A 22,972-nucleotide genomic window follows, 5' to 3' on the forward strand; every position below is an offset into this window, starting at 1 on the left:
GTTTATTAACCCTCATAGCGAAATTCTGTGTGTACGCAACCAGCGGGTTACGCCCTCCGACCAACCGGCGGGGCCCATTTTATTGCTGCGCATGATACCCCCGCTTGTTGTTAGAAGGGGAAAGTCATTGACGGGGGACCGGATCAGCAGGGCGGTTTTTGCCGCCTCCAGCATGGCGCGGTCGTTCTCGCTGTCTCCGATAGCCAGATCTTCAACTCGGCTCAGGGACAGTGCTCGCCGGTATTGCTCCCGCAGCCAGTCGAGCGCCCGTCCCTTGTCGCAATCGCCGCTGACAGATATAAACCTGCCCCCCCGCGTAATGGTAGCGCCCTCTCTACGGAGAACATGCAAAAAACGTTCCTCTTCTTCGGGTGCTCCGATCCAGTGCACGGGCTCGCTGTAGGCCCTATCACTCGCGGCGATTGCCTGATGTTCAGCCAGCCCCGTCATCGCCATAACACCCGCGATACCCGCACCGTGAAATGACTTGAATTGTCCCGGGAACTGCAGTGCGAGCTTTTCAAGCACAGCCAGCCATTGCTCACGCCCGGGTACTGTTTCATAAACCAAGTAGTTCCCGCGAGAGACTGTATCCCCGGGGGGGTGGACGAAGTAACCCTTTGGTATGAACACGGCCGCGCCATTCTCGACAATAAAGGGGTGCGTGTTATTCAGGGCGTGTCGTGTTTCCTCAATCTCCGCGAACGTCTTGCTGGAAGACAGAATTAACGGAATATCCTCCTTGATTAATATATCGATAACCGGGCGCGCAGCCTCGAAGCTATAGCTGAAATGGTCTAAAAGGGAACCGTCCAGATCGCTGAAAACCAGCAGTTTTGCTCTATCAGCTGTCAAAGTGTGCCGCCCCGCGCGGATTTTTGCAGGAGACGATGTGCCGCGCCTTGTTCAGTTGCAGCAGGTAGTGGACACGGTCCGGCAGCTCCGCCAGGCAGCGACGGGTAAGCCGTTCGTAGTGTTGGATAAAGCGTTGCAGATCCGCATCGTCCATCAGGTGGGCTGGTCTATTTCTGCTCGGTTGATTCGCCAGCTTTTGCTCCTGCTCGCGGCGCCAGTCGAAAACGCAGTCAAAGGAGGGCGCCCGCAACATAATCCACTGATCGACCCTGTCGTAGAGCGCAGGGAAAAACTCATTGAGGGTATTGTTTACCTGCGTGCGCCAAATCGCTCGCGGATCTTCGTCTCGTTCCAGCGCGTTGACCGGGTGTGATAGACTTCTTTCGCTTTCCGCGGTGGCGCCGAGACACCAGCCTTCAAGCAGTACAATATGCACAGGCTGAGTAACCCTGTCCCAGTCCTGGGCTGGCCTGCGCTCGTCGGCACCTTTGTCAAAGCGCGGTATGTTGATATCCCGAGTGCCCCTTCCCTGCAGTAGTTGCTCAAGAGTCGATTGCAGTAGTCCCATATCATGGGTGCCAGGCACACCACGCGTTATAAACAACGGGTGTACAGCGAACGCAAGTGCCTTACGCTCAGCCTGAGTCAGGTAAAAGTCATCCAGAGATAGCGCAACGCATTGTCGCCCATACTCCTCTCGGAGTGATGAGCACAAGTAATCACACAAGGTCGTTTTGCCCGAACCCTGTGTGCCATTAACAGCAATGAGTACTGGACGATCGGCAGCCGTTTGATAGGCCGCAAGATCCCTGGCAAGGGGGGAAAACCAGTGTTGGATCGTATCGAGGTAGTCAGTGTCCAGTTGGTTCCTGTCGAGCAGTGCCTGTTGCCACTGTGAGTTTTTCAGTGTTGACCTCCGTCAATGCCCGCGCGCATTGAAGAGAGTTCTCCGGCTTTGAGCCATGCTGGAAGCTCAGTCCCCCTCGAACTCAGTTTGGGCATAAACGGCTACGCCCGTCTCGGCGATTTTTTTGCTGCCGCCGATATCCGGCAGATTCACTACTGCAGCAAAGCCCACGATATCGCCACCGAGTTTTTCGACCAGGTTGATCGCTGCGACCGCGGTGCCGCCCGTGGCGATAAGGTCATCGATAATGAGAACTTTCTGCTTCTTTGCAACAGCGTCGTGGTGAATTTCCAGTGTATCAGTGCCGTACTCGAGTTCGTAATTCTCCGATACGGTTTCGGCGGGCAGCTTGCCTTTCTTGCGCACGGGAACGAAGCCTTTCTGCAGCACGTAGGCCAGCGCTGCACCAAAAATGAAGCCACGGGAATCGATCCCGACGATCAGGTCAATGTCTGTGTCCTTGTAATATCGGGCAAAGTCGTCGACACAGAGTTTCAGGCCGAGTGGATCGGCAATCAGCGAGGTAACGTCTCTGAACATGATCCCTTTCTTGGGGAAGTCGGGAACGGTTCGTATTCTACTTTTTATCGGCATGAATTTACCCTCATATTTTCAGCTGGGGAATGGTATGTATCAGTAGCTCGGTGACTGTCCCAACATTTGCTCTGAACACCTCCAGAATCTCGTCCCATGAGACGGGAGCCTCGTCCTCCTTCCAGCAATCGTAGTCGGTCGACATCGCAACAACACCGTAGGGAATTCCCGCCTCGTTGGCCAGAATGCACTCAGGAGCAATACTCATATTAATGACGTCGGCTCCCCAAGCGCGAAACATGTGAGATTCAGCGCGAGTTGAGAAACGATTGCCTTCGATGGTAATGACGGTGCCGCTCGTGTGGTGTTTGATACCGAGCTGTTGCGCCGCTTTTATCATGGCCTTGCGTATGTCTTCGTTAAACGGGTCGGGCATCGGTGTGTGTTGTCCGCCTTCAGGGAATTCATCGTCAAAGCTCACCTTGCGCAGGCGTGTAAAATCGATGAATTGATCAAGGACAACAAAATCACCACGTTCTATTTCCTGTCGTAGGCTGCCGCAGGCGGTAGTAGCCAGTATGTGCGTGCAGCCGAAGTCTCGAAGCGCGGCGATGTTGGCCCGATTGTTGACGTGTGTCGGAGGAATCGTGTGCTCACGTCCGTGGCGCGCCAGGATTGCAACCTCTACACCACCAATGGTGCCAACCTTCAGCGGAGCTGAAGGGGCGCCGTACGGGGTCTCTACCGCAAGATCTCGCGCGTTCTTGAGCATATCCGGGTTGTTCAGACCGCTGCCGCCAATAATGCCGATTTTCAAACTGTGTACCCCACTGTTTTTTATATGGTGGTCGACGCGTGGTGAAGGTCGAGAAAGGCATTATAAGGCTGTGCGCAAGATGCGCCAGCCCCGGTTTCAATTTGGCGTCAGGGTGATGCACGAGGGGCAGCTTATCCAGGACAATTGGCAAGCGTAAGCGTCGGTCGCCCCGCAAGTTCGCCAGCGAGTCTCTTGAAGCCGCTATTGGTAACCGTTGGGCCGTCGGTGACCAGTGTTTGCACCAGAGTATCCAGTGAATGTCTGCCGTTGGACTGCGACCTCAGCTCCCTGTCCAGTGAGTGCATTACCAAAGCGGCGGCCGCTGTGCGCGCACCACTGGAGTGATCCGTTGCATCGCAGGACAAACCCGCGCTCCATTCGGCAAGTTGGGCGAGGCCTTTTCTAAAGCGATCGTCCGATATACCGCCTGATCGCTGCAGCAAAGCGATGCTGTAGTACTCTGCCAATCCCTCAACGATCCAGTCTGCGCCGCCGCCTTTTTTGGCTCTGAGCCCACTAAACACGTGAAACACCTCGTGTAGCAGGGTGCTGGTGCGGTTGCCGCTAACCAGTGGTCGTCCGGGATGCAAATAGAGGGAATCACGACCCGACAGGCCGCCGCGCCACATATCATCACTGCCACTGACGACCAGCAGGCGACGGGGTGCACCGGGCAGCAGCGTGTTCATTTCCGGGAGTGTCCAGCGCAAGAACGCGAGAATGTCATTGGCGTGTAAACCGAGTCCACGAGGGCTGGCGACACTCAGCTGTTGTTCATCGATGGCGTCTCTGCGAACGGCGATGTTGCCAGCAAGCATCCAGCCGCGGGGTTGGTCAAACCTGCGATGCGGATCGTCGACAAAAAAAGACTCGCCATCGCTTTCGCCGTAAGGCGTTTCTATGGACCACCCTATTGGTCCCCTCAGTGTTACCCGCGTTGTTGAGTAGGCGCCAATAGCAGCGGTGCTGTTAGCACTGGGGAACAGGTGGTCGAGCTTTAACAGCGCCCAGTTCGGAGTGATCTTTGCGTCCGGTGCACCGTTGCTGCGTTGATTGTCGACGACGTAATCGTAGCGGAGAACACCACCAGTATTTCCGGGGCGCCAGATCACTGTGTTGCCATTGCGTGCAACAGTCGAATCGCTTTCAATGTTCAGGTAGCGGTCCGCCGGCATGCGAAAGGAAACACTGCGCAGTAATTGCGTTGCTTGCTCCAATGTCAGCGTTACCTTTGCCTGTCCAGTCGCGGGCTCCAAAATAGCTTCATACTCTACCGCGTAGCCACGCTCAGCAGAGGCACTTGTTGCGATGCAGGGGACGATCAGGAGTAGCGGCAGGCAGGCGAACACGTACCGAGCGCAATCTCGGGCAGTAGCATGGCGGTGGTTTTTTTCTGGTTTGGTCAAGGCGTGGTTCCTTAATCGGATACCTGGCGGCTGAAACAGTCGATCTGTGCGAGATGCAATCATATCACCTCGCTACGAGTGCGGGTCTGCAGCATTGGCGGGGATGAGTGCTCGCCAGCAGCGCCGCTGCCCGTTAAAGTAAAAAAAGTAAAAGTGACCAGCTCATCTGCCATGGGCAATAGACGAGAGGCGCTTCGTGCCGCCGTGCCGATACGCACTCAAATCGTGGATTCTGTTCTCATGTTGGATTGTTTGTTCACCATTGCCAGTCCGGATTGTCTGGTGCAACAGTGCTGGATATGATGTTCCTCAGGGTAATGCGAGGGGCAGCCGCAGAGCGGATACAGCACCCTGATGTCGCTGGCTACAACTGACTACTGTGGGGCGTCGCTGATGGCTGGTTGGTATTTTTTAACGGAGTCACCCCGACGATATGAACGGGTTAAATAGCTGTCAGCGCAGGTTGCCCACGCCCTGTTCACCGCGCAAAAACCGTGCCCTGCGATTAGGTGTGAAAGACAATGGCGGTACAGTTGATGGATAAGTTAAACAGAGGTCTGCACGTTATTTGCTTCGTCGTCATGGTGGCTCTTGCGTCCGCACCGCTGTTTGCTGCCAGTGAGTGGCAGCTTGTGCATTCATCGGACAGGCTGACAGTGGAGCGTCGTGATTATAAGGGGTCGGACCTCGACGAAATTCGCGGCGTGCTTCGTCTGGACGCCTCCCTGAATGCAGTGATGGCTCTGTTGAAGGATGCCAGCTTCAATGAGCAGTGGGTATACCGCAGTGGTGGTGCTCGCGTCTTGCAGGAAATGGGTTATCCCGAGGCGTATGTCTACGGGATCGTTGACGCGCCCTTCCCGATGGTCGATCGGGATACGGTGGTACGTTTTGATTTTAAGCAGGATCCGGTGACCAGAGAAATTACCATTGGCATTATCAATTTCCCGCAGTTCGCACCAGAGGCCGATGGGCTAGTGCGCGTCCCTGACTTTGGCGGTTTTTGGCATTTACGCCCTCTCACTGATCAAGGCGTGATGGTGACCTACCAGGTTTACGGCGACCCTGGTGGCTGGATTCCTGTCTGGATGGCTAATCGTGCTGCGGTGCTCTCGGTGCAGAATACGCTTGAGAATATGCAGGCTGCGGTGGTCAATTACGAGGGGTCACAATCCCGTTATGTCAAAGAGCTCGATAGTGCAGAGTGAGTGATATCTGCTCACTGACTCCGCAGCGACTTCCCCGTTCACGCGCAATCGTTGTTACGCAGTCAGCAGGATACGCACTCAGGGCGCACCGCGTGACGCTTTGGCTTTTTGGCTGACCGTGGCGAGCCAGGGTTGTGCGTCTCTGTGCATGCCCTCTGGCCGGTAATAGTGCTTGAGCAGCGTAAAACCGGCCCCCTCGAGATAGGCTTTGGTAGTGTCATACTCCATAAAATTACCGAAGCGCTCACCCTGCCAGCCCTCTTCGTTTCCCCGGGGGTTTGAAATAAAGAGAATGCCGCCTGTGATAAGGGCTGTATGCAGTTGCCTGAGAACATTGGGCAATGCCTGCCGCGGAACATGAAACAGCGAGGCGTTGGCGAATACAGCATTGAAAGTGGAGTCAGGTAGCGACAGGGACAAAAACTGCTGATGCAGGACTTTGCAGCCGGCGTGCGCGCGCGCCATTTCACAGAAGGCGGCGCTACCGTCCAGCCCTACGGGTCGATGGCCCATCGACTGGAAATAGACAAGGTCTCGCCCCGGGCCGCAGCCGAGATCCAGAATGTCCAGAGGTTGGGACTTGGGAAAGCAATTCAGCAGGGCGGCATAATTCTGCGACACATCGTGATCTCTTGTTCCTTGCCAGAACGACTCGGCATTATCACTGTAGTGGTCCAGGGTGACTGATTCGATTTCGACCAATTGTGCTTCCGTCAGCTGTTCAATCATCGTCGGTCCTTACTCGCGGCCTGACCCGCGGTTCAGCGCGGAAAGGTATATGGGCATTGCCTGATTGTGGCTCAGTCGTGTGGGTGTTGACCGACAGGCCGGACTTCGTACCACGTGATCTCCCCGCGGCTGCCCAGGCGCATAATTGGCCCCCAGGTCCCTGTCCCGGGCGAGACGTAAAGGTGCGTTGCCCCCTGTCGGAATAGCCCGATGCTGCGCTTGAAAACCCGCTTCACCACCAGGTTGAACGGTACGATCTGCCCGTTATGGGTGTGGCCCGATATCATGAGGTCTACCCCGGCTTCCGCAGCGGCACCAAGGCCCCAGGGCCGGTGATAGAGCAACAGGATGAAGCGTTGTTGCATTATATCAATGCATGCCAACTCTTTGCGCACCTGCCCGGGCCACTCACTGTCGTCGATACCGATAATCTGAACCTCGCCCTGCAATGCGCTTTGGGAGCGCAGGCAGCGCACGCCGAGATTTTGCAGGCGTGAGATGATCTGGTCGAGGTCCTCGTAGCGCTCATGATTACCGGTACAGAAATAGATCGGAACCGGGCAGCTCCTCAGTGCGGCCAGTTGAGGTCCGTCAATACCCGGCATGTCGATGAAATCGCCGGTAATACAAAGGAAATCCATATCCAGTGTGTTGACCTTGTCCATGACGCGTTGCAAGAAATCCCCAGTCCGGGAGCCGATATGAACGTCGGTTATCTGGGCGAACCTGAGCGTGCCCCGCAGTTTCGCGCTCTCAAGCGATACCTTAACGACCGACGGGCTCCAGGCATTTGCAATGCTGTACAGCGTCAGTAAGCCGGTCAGTCCCAATAGTCCGAGGGCGGCCGGGGTAGGTGCGATCCAGCCCGCCGCCACCGGTATTTCTGTTAAAAGCAGGGAGATGAGAAGCAGTGGGCTGACGCCTAACCACAGGTCTGCGCCCCGGCGCAGCCAGAATAGCAGCCCGGAATTAGCGTGTCGCAGGTACAGTCGGGCCACAATCTGGCTGCAGAACAGGGGTACGAGGATGAGGGTGGTTTGCCACGGGCTCAAGGTCAGCCATTGGCATAAGCGCAGTATGGGATATGCAAACAACGGGATGTGCAAAAGGAGCGCGATAATAAGGAATTGTTGTCTACTGCCCATGGCGACAGCATACTCCTGTCTGAAAGGCGAGGTCAGGCCGCCTGTGCAAAGCGTTTCAAGAAGAGCCCCGCCACACGTCATGACAATCAGCGGTGTTGACGCCCCCGACCCTCGCGACTACAGTTTGAGTAGTCATGACTAACTAAAAGAGGTTATCCCATGTGTCGCATGCTGACGTTTTCGGTTCTGGTTGCTGTCATGCTGCTGTCAGCCTGCCAGGACAAGACGCCCGAGGCCACTCGGCAGGTGCAGATAGCTAGCCAGCAGTTGGTACCAGGGGATTCAGAGCTGGCCGCCATTTACCAGCGCAGTTGCCGCAGTTGTCATACGATTGCTGCTACGGGTGCACCGCTTTCGGGAGACTCCGTCGCGTGGGCACCGCGCATGCAGCGTGGCATGCCTGCCATGATCGACAGTGTCATTAATGGTGCCGGGGGTATGCCGCCTCTCGGGATGTGCATGGACTGCAGCGAGGAGCAATTCGAGGCTCTGATTCGCTTCATGGCCGGAGGGTAATGAGCGGTGATTTCACGCAGAGGTGTTATACAGACACTCGTGGCCGCGGCTGTGTGCACGACAGGCGGTATTGTCCCCGCGGCACTTGGCGCACGGCCGATACCCTGGCGTAATTGGTCTGGTTCCCAAGTCTGTTATCCGGCGCAGCGCGTTGCTCCCGCGTCTGTGGAGGAGCTACGCGAGCTGATTAGAGGCACTGCAGGAACAGTGCGTCCAGTGGGGTCCGGTCATTCCTTTACGCCGTTAGTGCCCACCGATGACACGATCATCTCCCTGTCGCGATTGTCCGGCATAGTGGACGTCGATCCCGAGTCTCTGCAGGCGACGCTCTTAGCAGGAACGCAATTGGGTGACTTGGGTCAGCCTCTCGAAACGGCCGGCCAGGCGCTGATTAATATGCCCGATATCGACGAGCAGATTCTGGCGGGTTGCCTGGCGACGGCGACGCACGGGACGGGTGCGGGTATCGGTTGCATGTCCGACTATATCCAGGCGCTGCAATTGGTGGACGGGCGCGGTGACCTGTTGGATTGCAGCCGAGATCAAAACCCCGATATTTTTCGTGCCGCGCAGGTATCCCTTGGCGCAATGGGCGTGATCACTCAGGTGCGACTGCAGAACATGGCACCCTATCGCCTGCGGCGCGAAACGGTGTGGCATGAATTTGAGGACATTCTCGCCATGGCTGACGAGATGGCCGATCGTCACCGCAATTTTGAATTCTACCTTTTGCCATTCTCGGGCATGGGGTACACCGACGTGCATGACTTGACAGAAGAGCCTTTCGGGACGAGCGAAAAGGTCGACCCCAACGAGGGAGTGATGGACCTGAAGCTGGCCAGGGATTGGCTGGATGACTATCCCAAGGTGCGTGAGCTGATTCTTGGAAGCTACATGCGAACGATAGGCGACGAGGTGACGGTGGAACGCTCGTGGAAGAACTACGCCAGCGAGCGCAATGTGCGGTTTAATGAGATGGAATATCACTTGCCGCGAGAATCCGGTTTGCAGGCGTTGAGAGAAGTCTGGGAGACGCTGGAGTCTGGCCACCGGGAGGTGTTTTTTCCTATCGAGGTGCGTTTCATTAAGGGAGACGATATATGGCTCAGCCCCTTCTATCAGCGCGACAGTATTTCCATCGCGGTGCACCGCTACTTCGAGGAAGACTACAAGCCGTTCTTCGCAGCGATAGAGCCGATCTTTCGAAAGTACAACGGGCGCCCGCACTGGGGTAAGTTGAATACGCTGAGCGGTAATGATTTCTCTCAGCTCTACCCCCATTGGGAGGATTTCAAAGCGGTGCGCAATCACATGGACCCGCAGGGTAAGTTTCTCAATCCCTACTTGTCGGGGCTGTTCAGTTAGCACCTGATAGTTGATAGGAGGAGCAGGTAATGAAGCGTCGTGCGGTGTTACTCGGTGGTGTCGCCGGAGCGCTGGGCTTGGGCGCCGTGCTGCGCCCTGGTGACAAAGGCCGTAACCACCAGCCCTACTTTCGAGAGGTGAGCGCAGCACTGGATCATGCGGGTGCATCCGGCCCCACTCTTGTTATTGATCGGAGCGCGCTTGAGGCGAATATAGCCACCCTGAAATCACATATCAGGGATAGGTTTGCCTATCGTATTGTTGCCAAGTCCCTGCCCTCGCTGCCCTTGTTGGAATTGGTGATGCAACAATCGGGGAGCAACCGTCTGATGCTATTCCACCAGCCATTTATCAATCAGGTGGCCGCCCGGGTTCCGCGTGCCGATATATTGTTGGGAAAGCCAATGCCGGTGGCGGCAGCGCACAATTTTTACCGCAGTTTTGATGGAGGGCAGTTTGACCCGGGGCGCCAACTGCGGTGGCTGATTGATACACCGCAACGGCTGGCCCAGTACGAGGCCCTGGCGACGGGTCTGAATGAGTCGATGCAGGTGTGCATCGAGCTGGACGTCGGCCTGCATCGAGGGGGCGTTGACAACGATGCGCAGCTGTTAGAAATGTTGAAGAGTTTGTCGCAATCCGCGCATCTGCACTTCTGCGGTTTCATGGGCTACGAGCCGCACATAGTGAAAATACCGGTGGGTGACACCCTCACCTACAGAGACCGGGCCGTGTCACGCTACCAGCACTTCCTGACACTGGCTCGGGACTACCTCGGTGAAGCCTGGCCAGACGCCGCTGTGCTCAATGCGGCGGGCAGCCCGACCTACCAGCTCTATGATCAGGGCGATTTTCCCTTTAACGAGCTCAGCGCGGGCTCTTGTCTGGTTAAGCCCACGGGTTTTGATCTGCCCACCCTGGCTGACCACCAACCGGCCTCCTATATCGCGACGCCCGTGCTAAAGGTGATGGACGCCCCGCAAATACCGGGGATCGATCTGGGCGGCTTGCAGGCTGCCTGGAACCCCAATCGGGCGCGCAGTTTTTATACCTACGGGGGTTATTGGAAGGCGAAACCAGAGTCGCCCCCGGGTCTCTTCAGCAATGCACTGCTGGGTCGCTCTACGAACCAGGACCTGTTTAACGGTTCGGCCGGCATCGATTTACAGGTGGATGATTGGATCTTCCTGCGTCCCACCCAGAGTGAATTTGTATTCCTGCAGTTCGGCGATATTGCGGTCTATGACGGAGGGGAGATCGTAGAGCGCTGGCCCGTGTTCTCCGAGCAGGCTGCCTGAGCCCCGACAAACCTTACCGGATCGCCTGGGGTTATGGGTCGCGCAAACAAGCGCGACCTGCTGACTTGCCGCACCTTTTACGGAGGCGGCAATCCTATCGACTCAATGGGGGTAGGTTGCGCCGAGCGGCGCAACATCGCACTGTCCGAAAGTGCTGTGTGTGAGGCGTTTGCCTCCCCAAACGGCTGCGTCTAGCCAGCGAGGTCAGGATTGTGCACTGGTGCCAGGGCCTCCAGAGCAGCGATATCGGATCCGCGCTGCGATTCATCTTGAAGCGCACCATTTGCGCCCGTGGCTCCGCCGTTCGGCTGCTGAAGATTAAAATAGATAGAATAATAATAGTTCATCGGACTAGCTAACGAGGACTCACCGTGATGAGGGACACCTGCGCCCTGTAGACCCAGCAACACTTCGGCTTCTAAGTGGGGTGTTGATCTTAACGCGAAGATTTTTTTTGTAGCCTGCGTTGCTGTGGCATGGCCAGATGTCTCGCCCGGGTTAGTGGTTGCTCGTTCCAGTAAACAGATGGCAGCTACCAACTGACCGGCAGGGTTCCTACACCCCTGAGCAGTATGCCCTCGGGGACGCTGGCCTCGCCCTCGCGCAATCGCAGCCCCGGTAGGCGCTCTGCCACCAGGCGCAGCGCGGTCTCCAGATTTTTTTGAGCCAGGTGCATGCCCGGGCAGGTGCGCAGCCCGGGACCAAAGCTCAGCAGAGTGCGGGTGTCGCGATCGATGTCAAATCGATCCGGGTCCTCAAATATTTCGGGGTCGCGGTTTGCGGCTGCAATGCCAAACAGCACCGGGGTGTTGGGAGGTATGCTGACGCCGGCCAGTTCGACTGGCCCATCGGGCCGTGTAAAGCGTGGTTGTGCCGCAACGGGCGGATTCCAGCGCAGCAATTCCTGAACGGCATTTGCCTGTTTTTCGGGGTTTGACACACAGCGTTCCCAGCTTTCGGGATGAGTCAGTAAAGCGTGAAACAGGTTGCCCATTGCATCTGAGGTGGTGGTCGCGCCTGCGGTGAAGAAAAGACGAATATGCGCGAGCATCGATGCCTCGCCGATGGGAGAGCCATCAACCTGAGTATCCAGCCAGCGGCTGATCTGGTCATCCTGAGGGTGGCGTCGTCGAGCCGCTATAACCGGTGCCACCATAGCTGTGAGCTTGCGATCCGCTGCCTGGCTTTTTTGTAGATCGCGCCCGCCGAACATCAGGTCCATGGACCACTGGTAGTAATCCCGCTCCTGTTCTACCGGCAGCCCCAGTTGATCGCAAATCACCCTGAAGGCATAGCGCCGGGTAAACGCCTGCACGAGATCCGCGCGAGTTTGGCCCCCCAACTCGTCCAGCAGGTCATGACCAATCTGCGCCAGACGCTCGCGGTCCATGCGCTCCACCGCGGTGCGGCGAAAAGACGGTGTCATGGGTGGCCGCCATTGTCGGTGTTGGTCTTCGTTCATCGACATGAAGGTTTTGCCGATAAAGGGGAGGGAAATAATCTGATAGGCGTGCCCCGGCGGGAATTGATCGCCGTCCCGAAAGGCTTTTGCCAGTGCTGCGTGGCCGATGATGTAGTGAATGGGCATGGCGCCGCCCAGCGCCATAGCGGGTACAACCGCGCCCTCCCTGCGCAGGGCGCACAGTGCGGCAGCAAAGCTGTCTCCGGGGAGTGTGTCGTAGTACCAGTCGATCATGGCCTCTGATCATACCAGTAGTTGCTGGCCACGACGGACACGGTTGAGGATAGGGACTTTGGTATTTTTTCAGTGCTGCAGCCCTCAGGGCGACGTTCCGCTGGGATACAATGGGAGTTATGAAAACAGGTGGGCGCAGCGGTGTTAGGGTTGGATTTGGGTCGGGGGTATTGTTTGCCCTGCTGGCAGCTCTGCCCCTGCGTGCCGATGAAGCATCTGCGGTGTTGAGCAATGTGCCCGAGGGGTCACAAGAGAGAGGGCAGGCGGATATCCAGGTGTTCAAGTACACTGATCAGACGGGAGTGCGCTCATACTCCGATACGCCCCCGGTCGGTCTGCATTACACCGTCATGAAATTTGACTGCTTCGCCTGCAACCCAACGTCCTCCGTCGATTGGAATACTATTCCGCTGCAGCTGAGAGCCTTCGGCACCGCGATTAACACGGCTTCAAAACGCTACCGGGTGGATCCAGCCCTTGTAAGGGCGGTGATTCATGCGGAATCGGCGTTTCGTCCGCAAGCGGTGTCCAGTAAGGGCGCGATGGGCCTGATGCAGCTCATGCCTGGCACCGCTCAGGATATGGGAGTGGCCAATGCTATGGCGCCCGAGGAGAATATTCACGGTGGCGTGAAGTACCTCGCGCGACTACTGGACCAGAACCGGGGCGACACGCGCCTCGCTACCGCAGCTTACAACGCGGGGCCGGGCGCGGTAAGGCGCCATAATGGAGTCCCCCCTTTCGCCGAGACGCAGACGTATGTAGAGCGCGTGAAAATACTCCACGCACGTTACCGTAAAGCGATGGGGAAGCGCTTCTCTGGCCGAGTCATAGCCGGTGCGGAGTCTTAGGGTGGGAGCCGGAGGCGGGACGGCGTGCTCGTTGGTGCCGCGCGAAGCATGATCGATAACAGGCGGTGCGTTTAGAGGCATGCCCGGGTTCATCAGGCCCCGATGCTTGGCAGTCAGCTGGCGTGTTGGTCGCCATAGACCTCTTCGTTACACGCGGTAGAGGCCTTTGAGCGCCAGGAGTAATGGTAATACTCGTTGGTATCGTAGGTCATTCCGGGGCACACGGCATCTAATTGGCCATCATAATTCAAGTCGTAGGGCGAATAGTGCGCCATGCGCTCCCAGCTGCATCCTGTAACGGTCAGCAAAGTCAGAGTGATCAACATCGTGCGCATTGGCTTAACCTGTTTTGTGTTTACCCGTGGCAGCAGAGTAGTGCAGTTAGCGCGGGAAGGCTAATAGTTCGCGGTCATCGCCCTACCCCTCACGCTGTCCTTGTTCTTGGCGTTGGCACAGGGCGGCCCCGAACGTGACTCGCCGACAAAATGCCATGAAAGGGACGTTCACCAGTGTCAGTTTTTTTTACAAATCGAGCCTTGCTGCACCGTCGGGCGACGCAGCCTTTTTTATAAACAACTGATAATATTAGCTTTTAATTTTTATGGAATGTATTTTGCTTTAAGTTTTGGGGATAGAAAAGTCAAACGGGCAGTCAAAGGATGTTCCGCCAAGGCAAGATGACGGCGGGCGCACTGTCCGATGTGGAAGCGGGTTCGCTCAGGGAGAGATGATGAAAACTAGCAGGATTGCACTCGTAATAGCGGCATTCTCGACCCTCACGTGGTCGTTGGGTGTCAGCGCAGTTCCAATCACTATTGATGACTTTAAGACCGACGTGACATTGCTCAACAACAATTTCGCTCCAGATGTCAGCAGCATTTTCACCGCCGACAGTGGTATTGGGATGGTGGGTGATCGCACAATCGAGCTTAATGTGTTTCAAGGCGGCGGTCCCGCAAGCTCAGCAGCGGTTGTGGTGTCTGACCTGCTGTCCCTGTCGAACAACGTCACGACCGATAGCATCGTTACGGTGAGCTGGAACTTCTTGACTACTGATTTGACGGCTGGGGGCAATACAGGTTTGTTTTTTGGCTTGCCCGCACCCATCGACAATGATCTGACAATAGGATTCGCGCTAAACGGCGGCACCTCTTTCTCGCAGTTTTTCCCCGACGGTGCGTCGGGTAGTGACTTCTTCCTTCCTTTCAGCGATTTGACCAACGGTAGTGATGCCGATATCGCCACCTCATTGGAAGTCGCATTCAGTAGTTCCGGCCCAGCATGGGACGCTGCGTTTGATTTCGTCAGAGCCGATAAGCCGCCGGAAGTGCCCGTGCCGGCTACATTCAGTTTGTTAGCACTGGGTTTGTTGGGTATTGGTCTCGGTCGGCGCAAGCGCGCACGCTGAAGTCTGCTAGTCAGCATTTACCAGGAACCCCGGGCTTGCCCCGGGGTTTTTGTATCTGGGAACCCTACGCTACTGCACGCCGCCGGTCGCGCCCCTGGTGTATCGTTACTTTCCCAGTTGATTGTCGTGGGAAACTGCCGGAAAATCTGGCTTAGCAACAGCTATCGACGAGATGCCCGAATGCTATGTCCGCCATTAAGGTAACCGCGCTGAGCAAGCGCTTTTCCGCCGCCGATGCTCCGGTGGTTCATAACCTCACGTTTACTTTGGAGGAGAGACAGTGTCTCTGCTTGCTGGGTCCCTCCGGATGTGGCAAGACGACTCTGTTGCGCTTGCTGATGGGCCTGGAGAAAGTCAGCGACGGAGACATAACCCTGTCGTCGGGCTTAATTGAGCACATGAGCTACGTGTTTCAGGAGCCTCGTCTGGTGCCCTGGCGTAGTTGCCTTGAAAACGTGCTGTTACCGCTGGAATTGACGCACAGCAGCAGCGCAGCACAGCGCGATCGCGCTGTTGCGTTATTGCAGCAGCTGGGCCTGGGGGAGCGCCTCGCCCATTTCCCCAGTGAGTTGAGCGGCGGTATGCAGATGCGGGTCGCCCTGGCGCGTGCGTTGGTCACCGAACCCAGGATTATCCTGCTCGACGAACCCTTCGCGGCGCTTGATGAGCGTTCCCGCTTTCGCATGCAGGACCTGCTTTTATCCTTCAAGGCAGAACTGGGCTTGCAGTACGTATTTGTCACCCATTCCATTGCCGAGGCGGTTTATCTCGGCGATCGCATCCTGATGATGGATGCGCAGGGTGGGCAGAGAGACTGGCGAGCCATCGACTTTCCCGCACGGGACCAGGCCTTGAAGATGACCGCCGAGTTTAACGGCATCGTTGAATCCTACTCGCGCCTGTTTACTGATATGGAGACTGCCCTTGTGGAGAGCGGGGGGAGTGGCTGATGCTGGGTGCGTTGCGCGACTGGATAGCAGAAAAACTTCCCGCTTGGATTTTCCTTGGCGGGTTGCTGTCAGTGTGGCAGCTGGTCGTGGCACAGGAATGGGTGGCAGCCTACCTCCTGCCTTCGCCGACACAGATATTCGCCACCACGTGGCAGTTGTGGCCTGAGATCTGGGCCGCAACACTGTCGACCGCACATTCAATATTTTGGGGCCTGGGTTTCAGTATCTTAACCGGGGTGTCCCTCGCGCTATTGTTTTTTGCGATCCCCTTGGTGCGACGCGCGGTGTTGCCTTTCTGCATTTTTTTCCAGACAGTGCCGATAATCGCCATCGCACCCCTGTTGGTTATCTGGTTCGGGTTTGGTGATCCTACCGTGCGTGCATCAGCGTTTATTGTGTCCCTGTTTCCCATACTTGCAAATACCCTGACCGGGCTGCAAGAAACAGATCCGCAGCTCAGGGAGCTCTACCGCCTTTATCGCCCCTCGCCCTGGCAGCTCATCGTGAAATTGCAGCTTCCATCGGCACTGCCCTATATGTTGACCGGTATTCGTATTTCGGCAGGATTGGCTGTCATTGGTGCCATAGTGGGCGAATTTATCGCGGGTGGAGGCATCGGCAGCCTGATCGATGCTGCGCGCACCCAGCAACGTGTTGACCTGGTGTTTAGTGGTGTTCTGATGTCCAGTGTGTTGGCTCTGTCGCTGGTCTTCGCCATCGAGGTGCTTAGTCGCCTGTTATTACGAGGCAGGCCTTATCTGAGGAAAGTGTAATGCGTCTAATGAGTATAGTGAGTCTATTGGTTCTGTCGATCCTCGCCAGTGCATCTGCGTCGGCGAAGCCGCTTGTGCTGGCGCTCAACTGGAAACCGGAGCCGCAGTTTGGTGGGTTTTATGCCGCCCAGGAGGCTGGGTATTTCAGAGAGAACAAACTGGATGTTGAGATAATAGAGGGCGGCTCGGGCACGCCGACTATTCAGATGTTGCTGGCTGGCAGGGTCGATTACGCTATCGTGTCGGGAGACGAGGTCGTTATCGCTCATGCTCGTGGTGGCGATATCGTGGCCCTTTTTGCAACCTATCAGGTGAACCCTCAGGGAATTATGACCCATGCCTCCCGTGGTTTTGAGTCGATAGAGGATGTGGTGCATGGCGACGGTGTATTGCTGTGGCAATCGGGTTTACCGTATAGCCAATTTTTCAGGATGAAGTACGCCCCGCTAAAGGTAACGACGGCGCCTTATCTTGGTGGCATCGGCAATTTCCGCAACGATACCAAGCTATCCCAGCAGTGTTTTGTGACTAGCGAACCACTGGAAGCCAAGGCGGTGGGACTTAAAGTCAAGACCTTCCTTGTCGCGGAGAGTGGCTACAATCCTTACACCACCGTGCTGGTCACTCGCAGAGCGCGACTAGCGCAGTCACCAGACGAAGTGAAACGTATGGTGGGGGCAGTGCGCGCGGGCTGGAAAGATTACCTTTCCGATGCGGCACCGACCAACCGGGTGATGGGCGATTTGAACAAAGCCATGTCTGCAGAGACGTTCAGTGCAAGTGCTGCAGCACAATATTCGCTGATTCAGACGACGGCAGAGACCGAGCTTGGCTCCATGACGCTGGAGAGATGGCAGACGTTGGCCGATCAGCTGTTGGCGATTGATGTGATTCGCGAGCCGGTAAAGGTTGAGACGTTGTTTGCCAACTTCTAGTCGACAGGCATAACGGGTCTTTTAAAATGCCAACTTTAGTTATTGCCGAAAAGCATGCCCCGCAGTGCTCTGCGGTTGATCTTGTGAGTGCCCGTCTCAGTGCGGGGAAACCGCTTCATTTGGGCGTAGCGAACCTTGCTGAGGCGGAACATTTTACGCGCCAGAGCATCTAATTTTGGCTTTTCTGGCAAGCGGTCTGCCTCAATAGCGATTATTATTTCCTCTGCGCTGCTGCCATTCAGGCCGCTGAGAATACAGACATTACTCACGCCCAGTAGAGATTGGATGTCTTGCTCCAGTGGTGCTGCGGCGTATTTGTGCCCGTTGTAGTTGATGGCGTCAATGTTACGGCCGATCACACGTATGCGTCCATCAGCTCTTTTTATGGCACGGTCGCCCGGGTAAAAATATCCATCGCGGAAGACTTTTGCTGAGGCCGCAGAGTCGTCCTCATATCGGGCACAGTCGTAATCGGTCAGGTGGATACGGAGTTCGCCCTCCTCGTACTCGGCGGCCGTGCCATCCTCTTGAACGATTTCGAAGCGGTCTGGATCCTTGGCTTCCAGCCAGTGCATGTCGTCCAGATCGGTTATCCGTGAATACATTCCTGAGGAGTTAATTTCGGTTGCACCATAGTTAATGGTCAGAAAGGTAGTGATGTGGGTGAGACACTGCTCGGCAGATTTTCGCGATAAAAACCCTGAAGTGACTCCAAGGACAAAATCGCCGCGCTTTGATGGCTCTGCTCGTGTCAGCTGATAATCGAGTAATTGATTCACCATGTCCGGTACCAGCAGCGTCGATGTCAGCCCGCTGTCCATAAAATAGCGATACCAGTCAGGACGTTGCTCGAAGATAACTGAGCCTCCCCCTAGCCATGTAGAGAGAGGGTACTTAAAGCCCACTGCGGTCCATAGTCCGAAGTCATGGAGGTATGACACAGTCTCCGGGTTGCTGCTATAGACAGGACTTTTTGCCCGTTGTTCCGCACAGCGCGCAAGTTGCTCGCCGGTCCAGTACAATTTTTTGTAGTGACCGGTTGTGCCTGATGTGTAGAGAGTATGCCCACCGCTTTGCGCGCAGGGGGGGGAGGTTAGCGCCGCATCGGCGTCGAAGCTCGGATTGGCAACGACGATTGCACCCGCAGGCGCAACAAAGCCTCGTTTGACGTCGCTAATACTGGTGATTACAGCATGAACATCCGGTATACCGATGTCTTCGAGTAAGCGCCAGGAGTTGATGCAGACCGTATCCAGCCCTATGGCTCTTATGGCGAGAGTAATGACCCAGCAGTCGCGGAGGTTATCGACCAGGACTGCAACGGTCCCCTCATTGGGGAGTCCCTCTTTATCCAACTCCACGAGGACGCCCAAGATCGCGCTAGTGAAAGCCGAGTAACTAACACTTTGGCCGTTGTAAATTATTGCTACACCATTCGGAGTCTTTGATGCCCAGGACGCAATAATGTTTAAGCTCATTCGATGCTCTCTGACCGACCGCACGCCAAGCGTATCTGGAAAATAGTATCGCTAAAGGCGATGGTGTCTCCGTCTACAATTTTCCGGCGTTTGCGCGTTTCGATTTCACCGTTCACGGCCACAAACCCGCTACTAATGGCTAGCTTCGCCTCGCCTCCTGAGGCTACAAGTCCCTCGAACTTGAGTATCTTGTAGAGCTCTACCGGCTCGCGATCAATGCCGATAACGGTCATGCGTTCAAATCTCCCTCGGCAGCGTAACGCAGGCGCCGGACAAGTGGACTATCGCATTCATCCCGGTGGGCATGAGGCAATCGCTGCCTACGCTCTGTCGGGGCAGAGCATTGCCTGGATGGGCCTTTCGCACAGGGCGAGATAGCCGCGCAGGGCGGTAATGAACGAAAGTAAGCGGCCATTTTTCAGGTTCTGGTTGTTGCGGCGGCACGGGTGGACCTCCTCCTGAGAGCGAGGTTGCAGGTTGCGCATAGTCTCCCACAGTGGCGGAACCGCTGTATATGGTCTCAAGCCTGTTTCGTTTTGGGAGTGGGCATTTGTGCCGGTCACTGTATAATTGCGCGCCATTTCAGCGGGTTCGGAACAAGCCGGACTCCGAACAAGAAAGTGGCAAGATCAGGCGGGAGTTGGACACGTGGCAGATGGCAATCTAGGCAGTGAGATCAGCAGCAGGCGGACTTTCGCCATCATTTCTCACCCGGATGCAGGCAAAACGACGATCACTGAGAAACTGCTGCTACTTGGCAACGCGATTCAGGTGGCGGGCAGCGTCAAGGGCAAGAAGGGGCCTCACGCGACATCGGACTGGATGAGCATGGAGCAGGAGCGTGGTATTTCGGTGACATCCTCCGTCATGCAGTTCCCTTACCGTGAGCGAACCGTCAACTTGTTGGATACGCCCGGCCACGAGGATTTCTCCGAGGATACCTACCGCACGCTGACAGCCGTAGACTCTGCTTTGATGGTCATTGACGGTGCCAAGGGCGTAGAGAAGCGCACAATAAAATTGATGAGTGTTTGTCGCCTGCGCGATACGCCGATCATTAGTTTCGTCAACAAGATGGATCGCGATATACGCGATCCTATTGAGCTACTCGATGAAATTGAGGACGTTTTGCAGATACAGGGGGCGCCAATTAACTGGCCTATCGGTATGGGGTCGGATTTCAAGGGCGTATACAATCTCTATACCGATATTATCCAGCTCTATACGCCTGGCAAGGGCGCTGTCTTGCCGGATAACGCGCGTATTGAGGGCCTCGATAGCGACGCCGCACGTGACTTACTTGATGATGGATATGAGGATTTCTGCGAGGAGATCGAGCTGGTGCGTGGGGCCAGCCACTCGTTCGATCAAGAGGCGTTTCTTGCGGGTAAGTTGAGCCCCGTGTTTTTTGGTACGGCCCTGGGTAACTTCGGGGTGCGTGAAATGCTGGATGACTTTGTTAAATGGGCTCCTGCTCCCCAGAATCGGGATACGCTGGATCGTACGGTCGCTGCGAGTGAGGGCAAGTTGTCAGGGTTTGTGTTCAAGATACAGGCGAATATGGACCCGCGTCACCGGGACCGGATTGCTTTTATGCGCCTGTGCTCGGGTCGCTATCTCAAGGGCATGAAGTTGAACCATGTGCGTATCGGCAAGGCTATAAAAATCGCCGACGCGGTCACATTCAAGGCGGGCGAGCGGGTATTGGTGGAGGAGGCGGTATCTGGCGACATCATAGGTCTCCACAACCACGGTACTATCCAGATCGGCGATACCTTTACCGAGGGCGAGCCCCTGCAATTTACCGGCATACCCCACTTCGCGCCCGAACTGTTTCGTCGGATTCGGCTGGCCGATCCACTGAAATCGAAGCAATTACAGAAGGGCCTGCAGCAGCTATCCGAAGAGGGTTCCACTCAGGTCTTCGCACCGATCAACTCATCGGATCTGGTGGTCGGCGCGGTGGGGCAACTGCAGTTCGATGTGGTCGCCTACCGGCTGGAGGATGAATACAAGGTGGAGGCAATATACGAGCCTGTCAACGTGTTCACGGCTCGGTGGGTTTACTGCGATGATGACCGTAAGCTCGAGGAGTTTCGCAAAAAAGCTGCCGAGCACCTGTCGGTGGACGGTGGCGCCTACCTTACCTACCTTGCACCGACCAGGGTCAATCTTTCGCTGATGGAAGAGCGTTGGCCCGACATTGAGTTCAGGGCCACCCGGGAGCATTGATAGTGTCGCCGCCGGGGCTGTCTCGCATGAGCCCCGCGCCGGTTAGGTCAGCAGGGCCTCAATGTCTGCGGCAATCGCGGCAGGCTTATCTTTTGGCGCGTAACGCCGCACGACGTTGCCATCAGTATCCACGAGGAACTTGGTGAAGTTCCACTTGATACCCTCGCTGCCAAATACGCCAGGTGCTGCCTGCTTGAGATGCTGGTACAGCGGCGCGGCGCCATCGCCGTTGACTTCAATCTTGGCGAACATGGGGAAGGACACGCCGTAGTTGAGTTGGCAAAATTCCGTGATTTCATCGTTACTGCCCGGATCCTGTTTGCCGAACTGATTGCAGGGGAAACCGAGTATCTCGAGGCCTCTGTCACGGTATTCGCTGTACATATCTTCGAGGCCTTTGAACTGTGGGGTAAAGCCGCACTTGGATGCGGTATTGACCACCAACAGAACTTTGCCCCTGAAATCTGCCAATGGACGCTCTTCGCCAGCAGGGGTCGTGCAGCTAAAATCGTAGACGGACTCGGGCATGTGGGGTTCTCCGGATGAAAAAGTTGTTTAGGTTAACACACACCCGGTTACGCAAAGATCGAGCGGTTGGATTGCTGACACGGGCCTTGGGCGGTTTTATACACCCATCGGTGGTGCGGCCACTTTTCAGGCCATCTGGGCCTGGTGGCAGTTGAACTGCTCCATAAGCAGCCCCAGGCGCTTGCGCTGCATCTTGAGCGAGTATTCAAGCGTCTTGAACTGAGTGTGCAGTGCCGCGTTTTCCCACTTGCTTTGCAGGTGATGTTTCTTTTCTTCCAGCGCGCCGCTCAGCTGCTCGCGGGTGCGCTCGTAGCTCTCAGCTCGCAGAGCGGTCCACTGGTTAATAAAGTCTGTAAATAACTGGTATTCCCTATCGAGCATGTCCTTCAGGGATTCATTGCCTTCCGCCTCGGCCATTTCGCTCCGCGCGCGCGAGAAAGCGGTGTCCAGAATGGCTCGCTGAATCTTGAAATTCGATACGCGATTCAGATTGCTGGCCAAGCCGACCCTGCCGCACAGTGCGATCATCCACTTGGTGGGATCCCACTGCCACCAGCGGATACCGTTACGATAGTCGGTCTGAAAAATGTGGTGGTAATTGTGGTAGCCCTCGCCATAGGTGAGGAAGGCCAGGAAACCATTGTCACGAGCACTATTGGTCTCGGTGTACGGGCGTTTGCCCCAGAAGTGCGCCAAAGAGTTAATGAAAAATGTTACATGGTGATTGACCACGAGCCGCAGCAGGCCCACCAGCAGCACTGTACCGATGATATCCCCATGCCATATACCCAGAAGCACTGGCAGCCCAAGGTTCATGAAAGTGGTTAGTACTACGTAGTGTTCGTGTTGCCACATCACCACGGGATCTCGCTGTAGATCTTTCGCATTGCTGAGGTCCGGTGTGTTACTGCGATACTGGCGCAGCATCCAGCCCATGTGGCTAAACCAGAGCCCGCGGCCCGCGGAGTAAGGATCCTTGACGTTGTCGTCCACGTGGCGGTGGTGGCGACGGTGATCCGAAGCCCAGATCAGGATGCTGTTCTGCAGCGCGCCCGCCCCCCAGAAGGCAAAAAACCATTTCAGGGCGGGGTGGGCGTTGTAGGCACGATGGGCCCAAAGGCGATGGTAACCCCCCGTGATGGACATGCCGTTGAGATAGAGAAACGCCAGTGCCCAAAGCCATTGGAAGGTGTCGTAGCCTTGATAGATTCCCCACAGAGGGACCAGTATCAGTGCCGCAATCGGCAGGCCGACGAAAATCGCCAGGTTGACCCGGTTAAACGGAGGTTTTATCTGTGCCTGTTTCATGATGAGTATGCATTACCTCTGGTGTAATAACTG

24 protein-coding genes are annotated in these 22,972 nt (G+C 56.1%); 11 read left to right on the plus strand and 13 right to left on the minus strand.

Going from position 1 to position 22,972, the window contains the following annotated elements; all coding sequences use genetic code 11:
• Positions 1 to 12 precede the first annotated feature (12 nt).
• The 5 genes from EYC82_RS13965 to EYC82_RS13985 form a co-directional block, all read right to left on the minus strand.
• Positions 13 to 855 carry an HAD-IIB family hydrolase gene (locus EYC82_RS13965; protein WP_279250154.1) on the minus strand — a complete coding sequence of 281 codons (843 nt, stop codon included), beginning with the start codon at positions 853 to 855 and terminating at the stop codon, positions 13 to 15.
• Positions 845 to 1,762: a hypothetical protein gene (locus tag EYC82_RS13970; protein ID WP_279250704.1), complete on the minus strand. Its 918-nt coding sequence runs from the start codon at positions 1,760 to 1,762 to the stop codon at positions 845 to 847. The genes EYC82_RS13965 and EYC82_RS13970 overlap by 11 nt, the downstream gene beginning before the upstream one ends.
• A gap of 66 nt (positions 1,763 to 1,828) precedes the next feature.
• A complete protein-coding gene (locus tag EYC82_RS13975; protein WP_279250155.1) occupies positions 1,829 to 2,356 on the minus strand; it encodes an adenine phosphoribosyltransferase in 528 nt (175 codons plus the stop codon).
• A 10-nt stretch (positions 2,357 to 2,366) separates the two neighbouring features.
• On the minus strand, positions 2,367 to 3,113 hold the full coding sequence (mtnP, locus tag EYC82_RS13980) for an S-methyl-5'-thioadenosine phosphorylase (protein ID WP_279250156.1): 747 nt from the start codon (positions 3,111 to 3,113) through the stop codon (positions 2,367 to 2,369).
• A gap of 131 nt (positions 3,114 to 3,244) precedes the next feature.
• A complete protein-coding gene (locus EYC82_RS13985; protein WP_279250157.1) occupies positions 3,245 to 4,519 on the minus strand; it encodes a hypothetical protein in 1,275 nt (424 codons plus the stop codon).
• Positions 4,520 to 5,040: 521 nt separating this feature from the next.
• Here EYC82_RS13985 and EYC82_RS13990 point away from each other — a divergent pair.
• Positions 5,041 to 5,727, plus strand: coding sequence for an SRPBCC family protein (locus EYC82_RS13990; RefSeq protein WP_279250158.1), 687 nt, complete (start codon positions 5,041 to 5,043; stop codon positions 5,725 to 5,727).
• 78 nt (positions 5,728 to 5,805) lie between these two features.
• Here EYC82_RS13990 and EYC82_RS13995 read toward each other — a convergent pair whose 3' ends face one another.
• A complete protein-coding gene (locus tag EYC82_RS13995) occupies positions 5,806 to 6,456 on the minus strand; it encodes a class I SAM-dependent methyltransferase (protein ID WP_279250159.1) in 651 nt (216 codons plus the stop codon).
• Positions 6,457 to 6,527: 71 nt separating this feature from the next.
• The gene (locus tag EYC82_RS14000; protein ID WP_279250160.1) at positions 6,528 to 7,601 is read right to left on the minus strand and encodes a metallophosphoesterase; all 1,074 of its coding nucleotides are present in this window, start codon (positions 7,599 to 7,601) and stop codon (positions 6,528 to 6,530) included.
• A gap of 159 nt (positions 7,602 to 7,760) precedes the next feature.
• Here EYC82_RS14000 and EYC82_RS14005 point away from each other — a divergent pair, with 159 nt between their 5' ends.
• Genes EYC82_RS14005 through EYC82_RS14015 form a run of 3 tightly spaced genes read left to right on the plus strand, consistent with a single transcriptional unit; the run spans position 7,761 to position 10,780 of the window.
• Positions 7,761 to 8,117, plus strand: a complete 357-nt coding sequence (locus EYC82_RS14005) for a c-type cytochrome (RefSeq protein ID WP_279250161.1) — start codon at positions 7,761 to 7,763, stop codon at positions 8,115 to 8,117.
• A 6-nt stretch (positions 8,118 to 8,123) separates the two neighbouring features.
• Positions 8,124 to 9,482 (plus strand): D-arabinono-1,4-lactone oxidase, encoded by a 1,359-nt coding sequence (locus EYC82_RS14010; RefSeq protein ID WP_279250162.1) that lies wholly within the window; start codon positions 8,124 to 8,126, stop codon positions 9,480 to 9,482.
• Positions 9,483 to 9,511: 29 nt separating this feature from the next.
• Positions 9,512 to 10,780 (plus strand): DSD1 family PLP-dependent enzyme, encoded by a 1,269-nt coding sequence (locus EYC82_RS14015; RefSeq protein ID WP_279250163.1) that lies wholly within the window; start codon positions 9,512 to 9,514, stop codon positions 10,778 to 10,780.
• A 532-nt stretch (positions 10,781 to 11,312) separates the two neighbouring features.
• Here the strand turns inward: EYC82_RS14015 and EYC82_RS14020 are convergent.
• Entirely contained in the window at positions 11,313 to 12,476 is a 1,164-nt protein-coding gene (locus EYC82_RS14020; protein ID WP_279250164.1) for a cytochrome P450, read from the minus strand.
• Between the two features lie 119 nt (positions 12,477 to 12,595).
• Here EYC82_RS14020 and EYC82_RS14025 point away from each other — a divergent pair, with 119 nt between their 5' ends.
• Complete coding sequence (locus EYC82_RS14025; RefSeq protein ID WP_279250165.1) at positions 12,596 to 13,327, plus strand: lytic transglycosylase domain-containing protein; 732 nt, start codon at positions 12,596 to 12,598, stop codon at positions 13,325 to 13,327.
• Between the two features lie 113 nt (positions 13,328 to 13,440).
• On the opposite strand, the gene EYC82_RS14030 is transcribed toward EYC82_RS14025, so the two are convergent.
• Positions 13,441 to 13,662, minus strand: coding sequence for a hypothetical protein (locus EYC82_RS14030; protein ID WP_279250166.1), 222 nt, complete (start codon positions 13,660 to 13,662; stop codon positions 13,441 to 13,443).
• 395 nt (positions 13,663 to 14,057) lie between these two features.
• Here EYC82_RS14030 and EYC82_RS14035 point away from each other — a divergent pair, with 395 nt between their 5' ends.
• The 4 genes from EYC82_RS14035 to EYC82_RS14050 all read left to right on the plus strand — a co-directional run bounded on the left by EYC82_RS14035 (position 14,058) and on the right by EYC82_RS14050 (position 17,393).
• Positions 14,058 to 14,735: a PEP-CTERM sorting domain-containing protein gene (locus tag EYC82_RS14035; RefSeq protein ID WP_279250167.1), complete on the plus strand. Its 678-nt coding sequence runs from the start codon at positions 14,058 to 14,060 to the stop codon at positions 14,733 to 14,735.
• 185 nt (positions 14,736 to 14,920) lie between these two features.
• Positions 14,921 to 15,685: an ABC transporter ATP-binding protein gene (locus tag EYC82_RS14040; protein ID WP_279250168.1), complete on the plus strand. Its 765-nt coding sequence runs from the start codon at positions 14,921 to 14,923 to the stop codon at positions 15,683 to 15,685.
• Positions 15,685 to 16,458: an ABC transporter permease gene (locus EYC82_RS14045; RefSeq protein WP_279250169.1), complete on the plus strand. Its 774-nt coding sequence runs from the start codon at positions 15,685 to 15,687 to the stop codon at positions 16,456 to 16,458. The genes EYC82_RS14040 and EYC82_RS14045 overlap by 1 nt, the downstream gene beginning before the upstream one ends.
• Positions 16,458 to 17,393, plus strand: coding sequence for an ABC transporter substrate-binding protein (locus EYC82_RS14050; protein ID WP_279250170.1), 936 nt, complete (start codon positions 16,458 to 16,460; stop codon positions 17,391 to 17,393). Before EYC82_RS14045 ends, EYC82_RS14050 begins: the two co-directional genes overlap by 1 nt.
• Positions 17,394 to 17,428: 35 nt before the next feature.
• Here EYC82_RS14050 and EYC82_RS14055 read toward each other — a convergent pair whose 3' ends face one another.
• The gene (locus EYC82_RS14055; RefSeq protein WP_279250171.1) at positions 17,429 to 18,871 is read right to left on the minus strand and encodes an AMP-binding protein; all 1,443 of its coding nucleotides are present in this window, start codon (positions 18,869 to 18,871) and stop codon (positions 17,429 to 17,431) included.
• Positions 18,868 to 19,104 (minus strand): RNA-binding S4 domain-containing protein, encoded by a 237-nt coding sequence (locus EYC82_RS14060; protein ID WP_279250172.1) that lies wholly within the window; start codon positions 19,102 to 19,104, stop codon positions 18,868 to 18,870. The genes EYC82_RS14055 and EYC82_RS14060 overlap by 4 nt, the downstream gene beginning before the upstream one ends.
• Here EYC82_RS14060 and EYC82_RS14065 point away from each other — a divergent pair.
• Both EYC82_RS14065 and EYC82_RS14070 read left to right on the plus strand, forming a co-directional pair.
• Complete coding sequence (locus EYC82_RS14065) at positions 19,103 to 19,249, plus strand: hypothetical protein (protein WP_279250173.1); 147 nt, start codon at positions 19,103 to 19,105, stop codon at positions 19,247 to 19,249. The genes EYC82_RS14060 and EYC82_RS14065 overlap by 2 nt on opposite strands.
• Before the next feature lie 270 nt (positions 19,250 to 19,519).
• Positions 19,520 to 21,103: a peptide chain release factor 3 gene (locus tag EYC82_RS14070; RefSeq protein ID WP_279250174.1), complete on the plus strand. Its 1,584-nt coding sequence runs from the start codon at positions 19,520 to 19,522 to the stop codon at positions 21,101 to 21,103.
• Between the two features lie 42 nt (positions 21,104 to 21,145).
• Here the strand turns inward: EYC82_RS14070 and EYC82_RS14075 are convergent, their stop codons facing one another.
• Positions 21,146 to 21,631 (minus strand): glutathione peroxidase, encoded by a 486-nt coding sequence (locus EYC82_RS14075; protein ID WP_279250175.1) that lies wholly within the window; start codon positions 21,629 to 21,631, stop codon positions 21,146 to 21,148.
• Between the two features lie 126 nt (positions 21,632 to 21,757).
• Positions 21,758 to 22,939 (minus strand): acyl-CoA desaturase, encoded by a 1,182-nt coding sequence (locus EYC82_RS14080; protein ID WP_279250176.1) that lies wholly within the window; start codon positions 22,937 to 22,939, stop codon positions 21,758 to 21,760.
• Positions 22,940 to 22,972: the final 33 nt, after the last annotated feature.

This window comes from Candidatus Marimicrobium litorale (genome assembly GCF_026262645.1).
Classification (GTDB): domain Bacteria; phylum Pseudomonadota; class Gammaproteobacteria; order Pseudomonadales; family Halieaceae; genus Marimicrobium; species Marimicrobium litorale.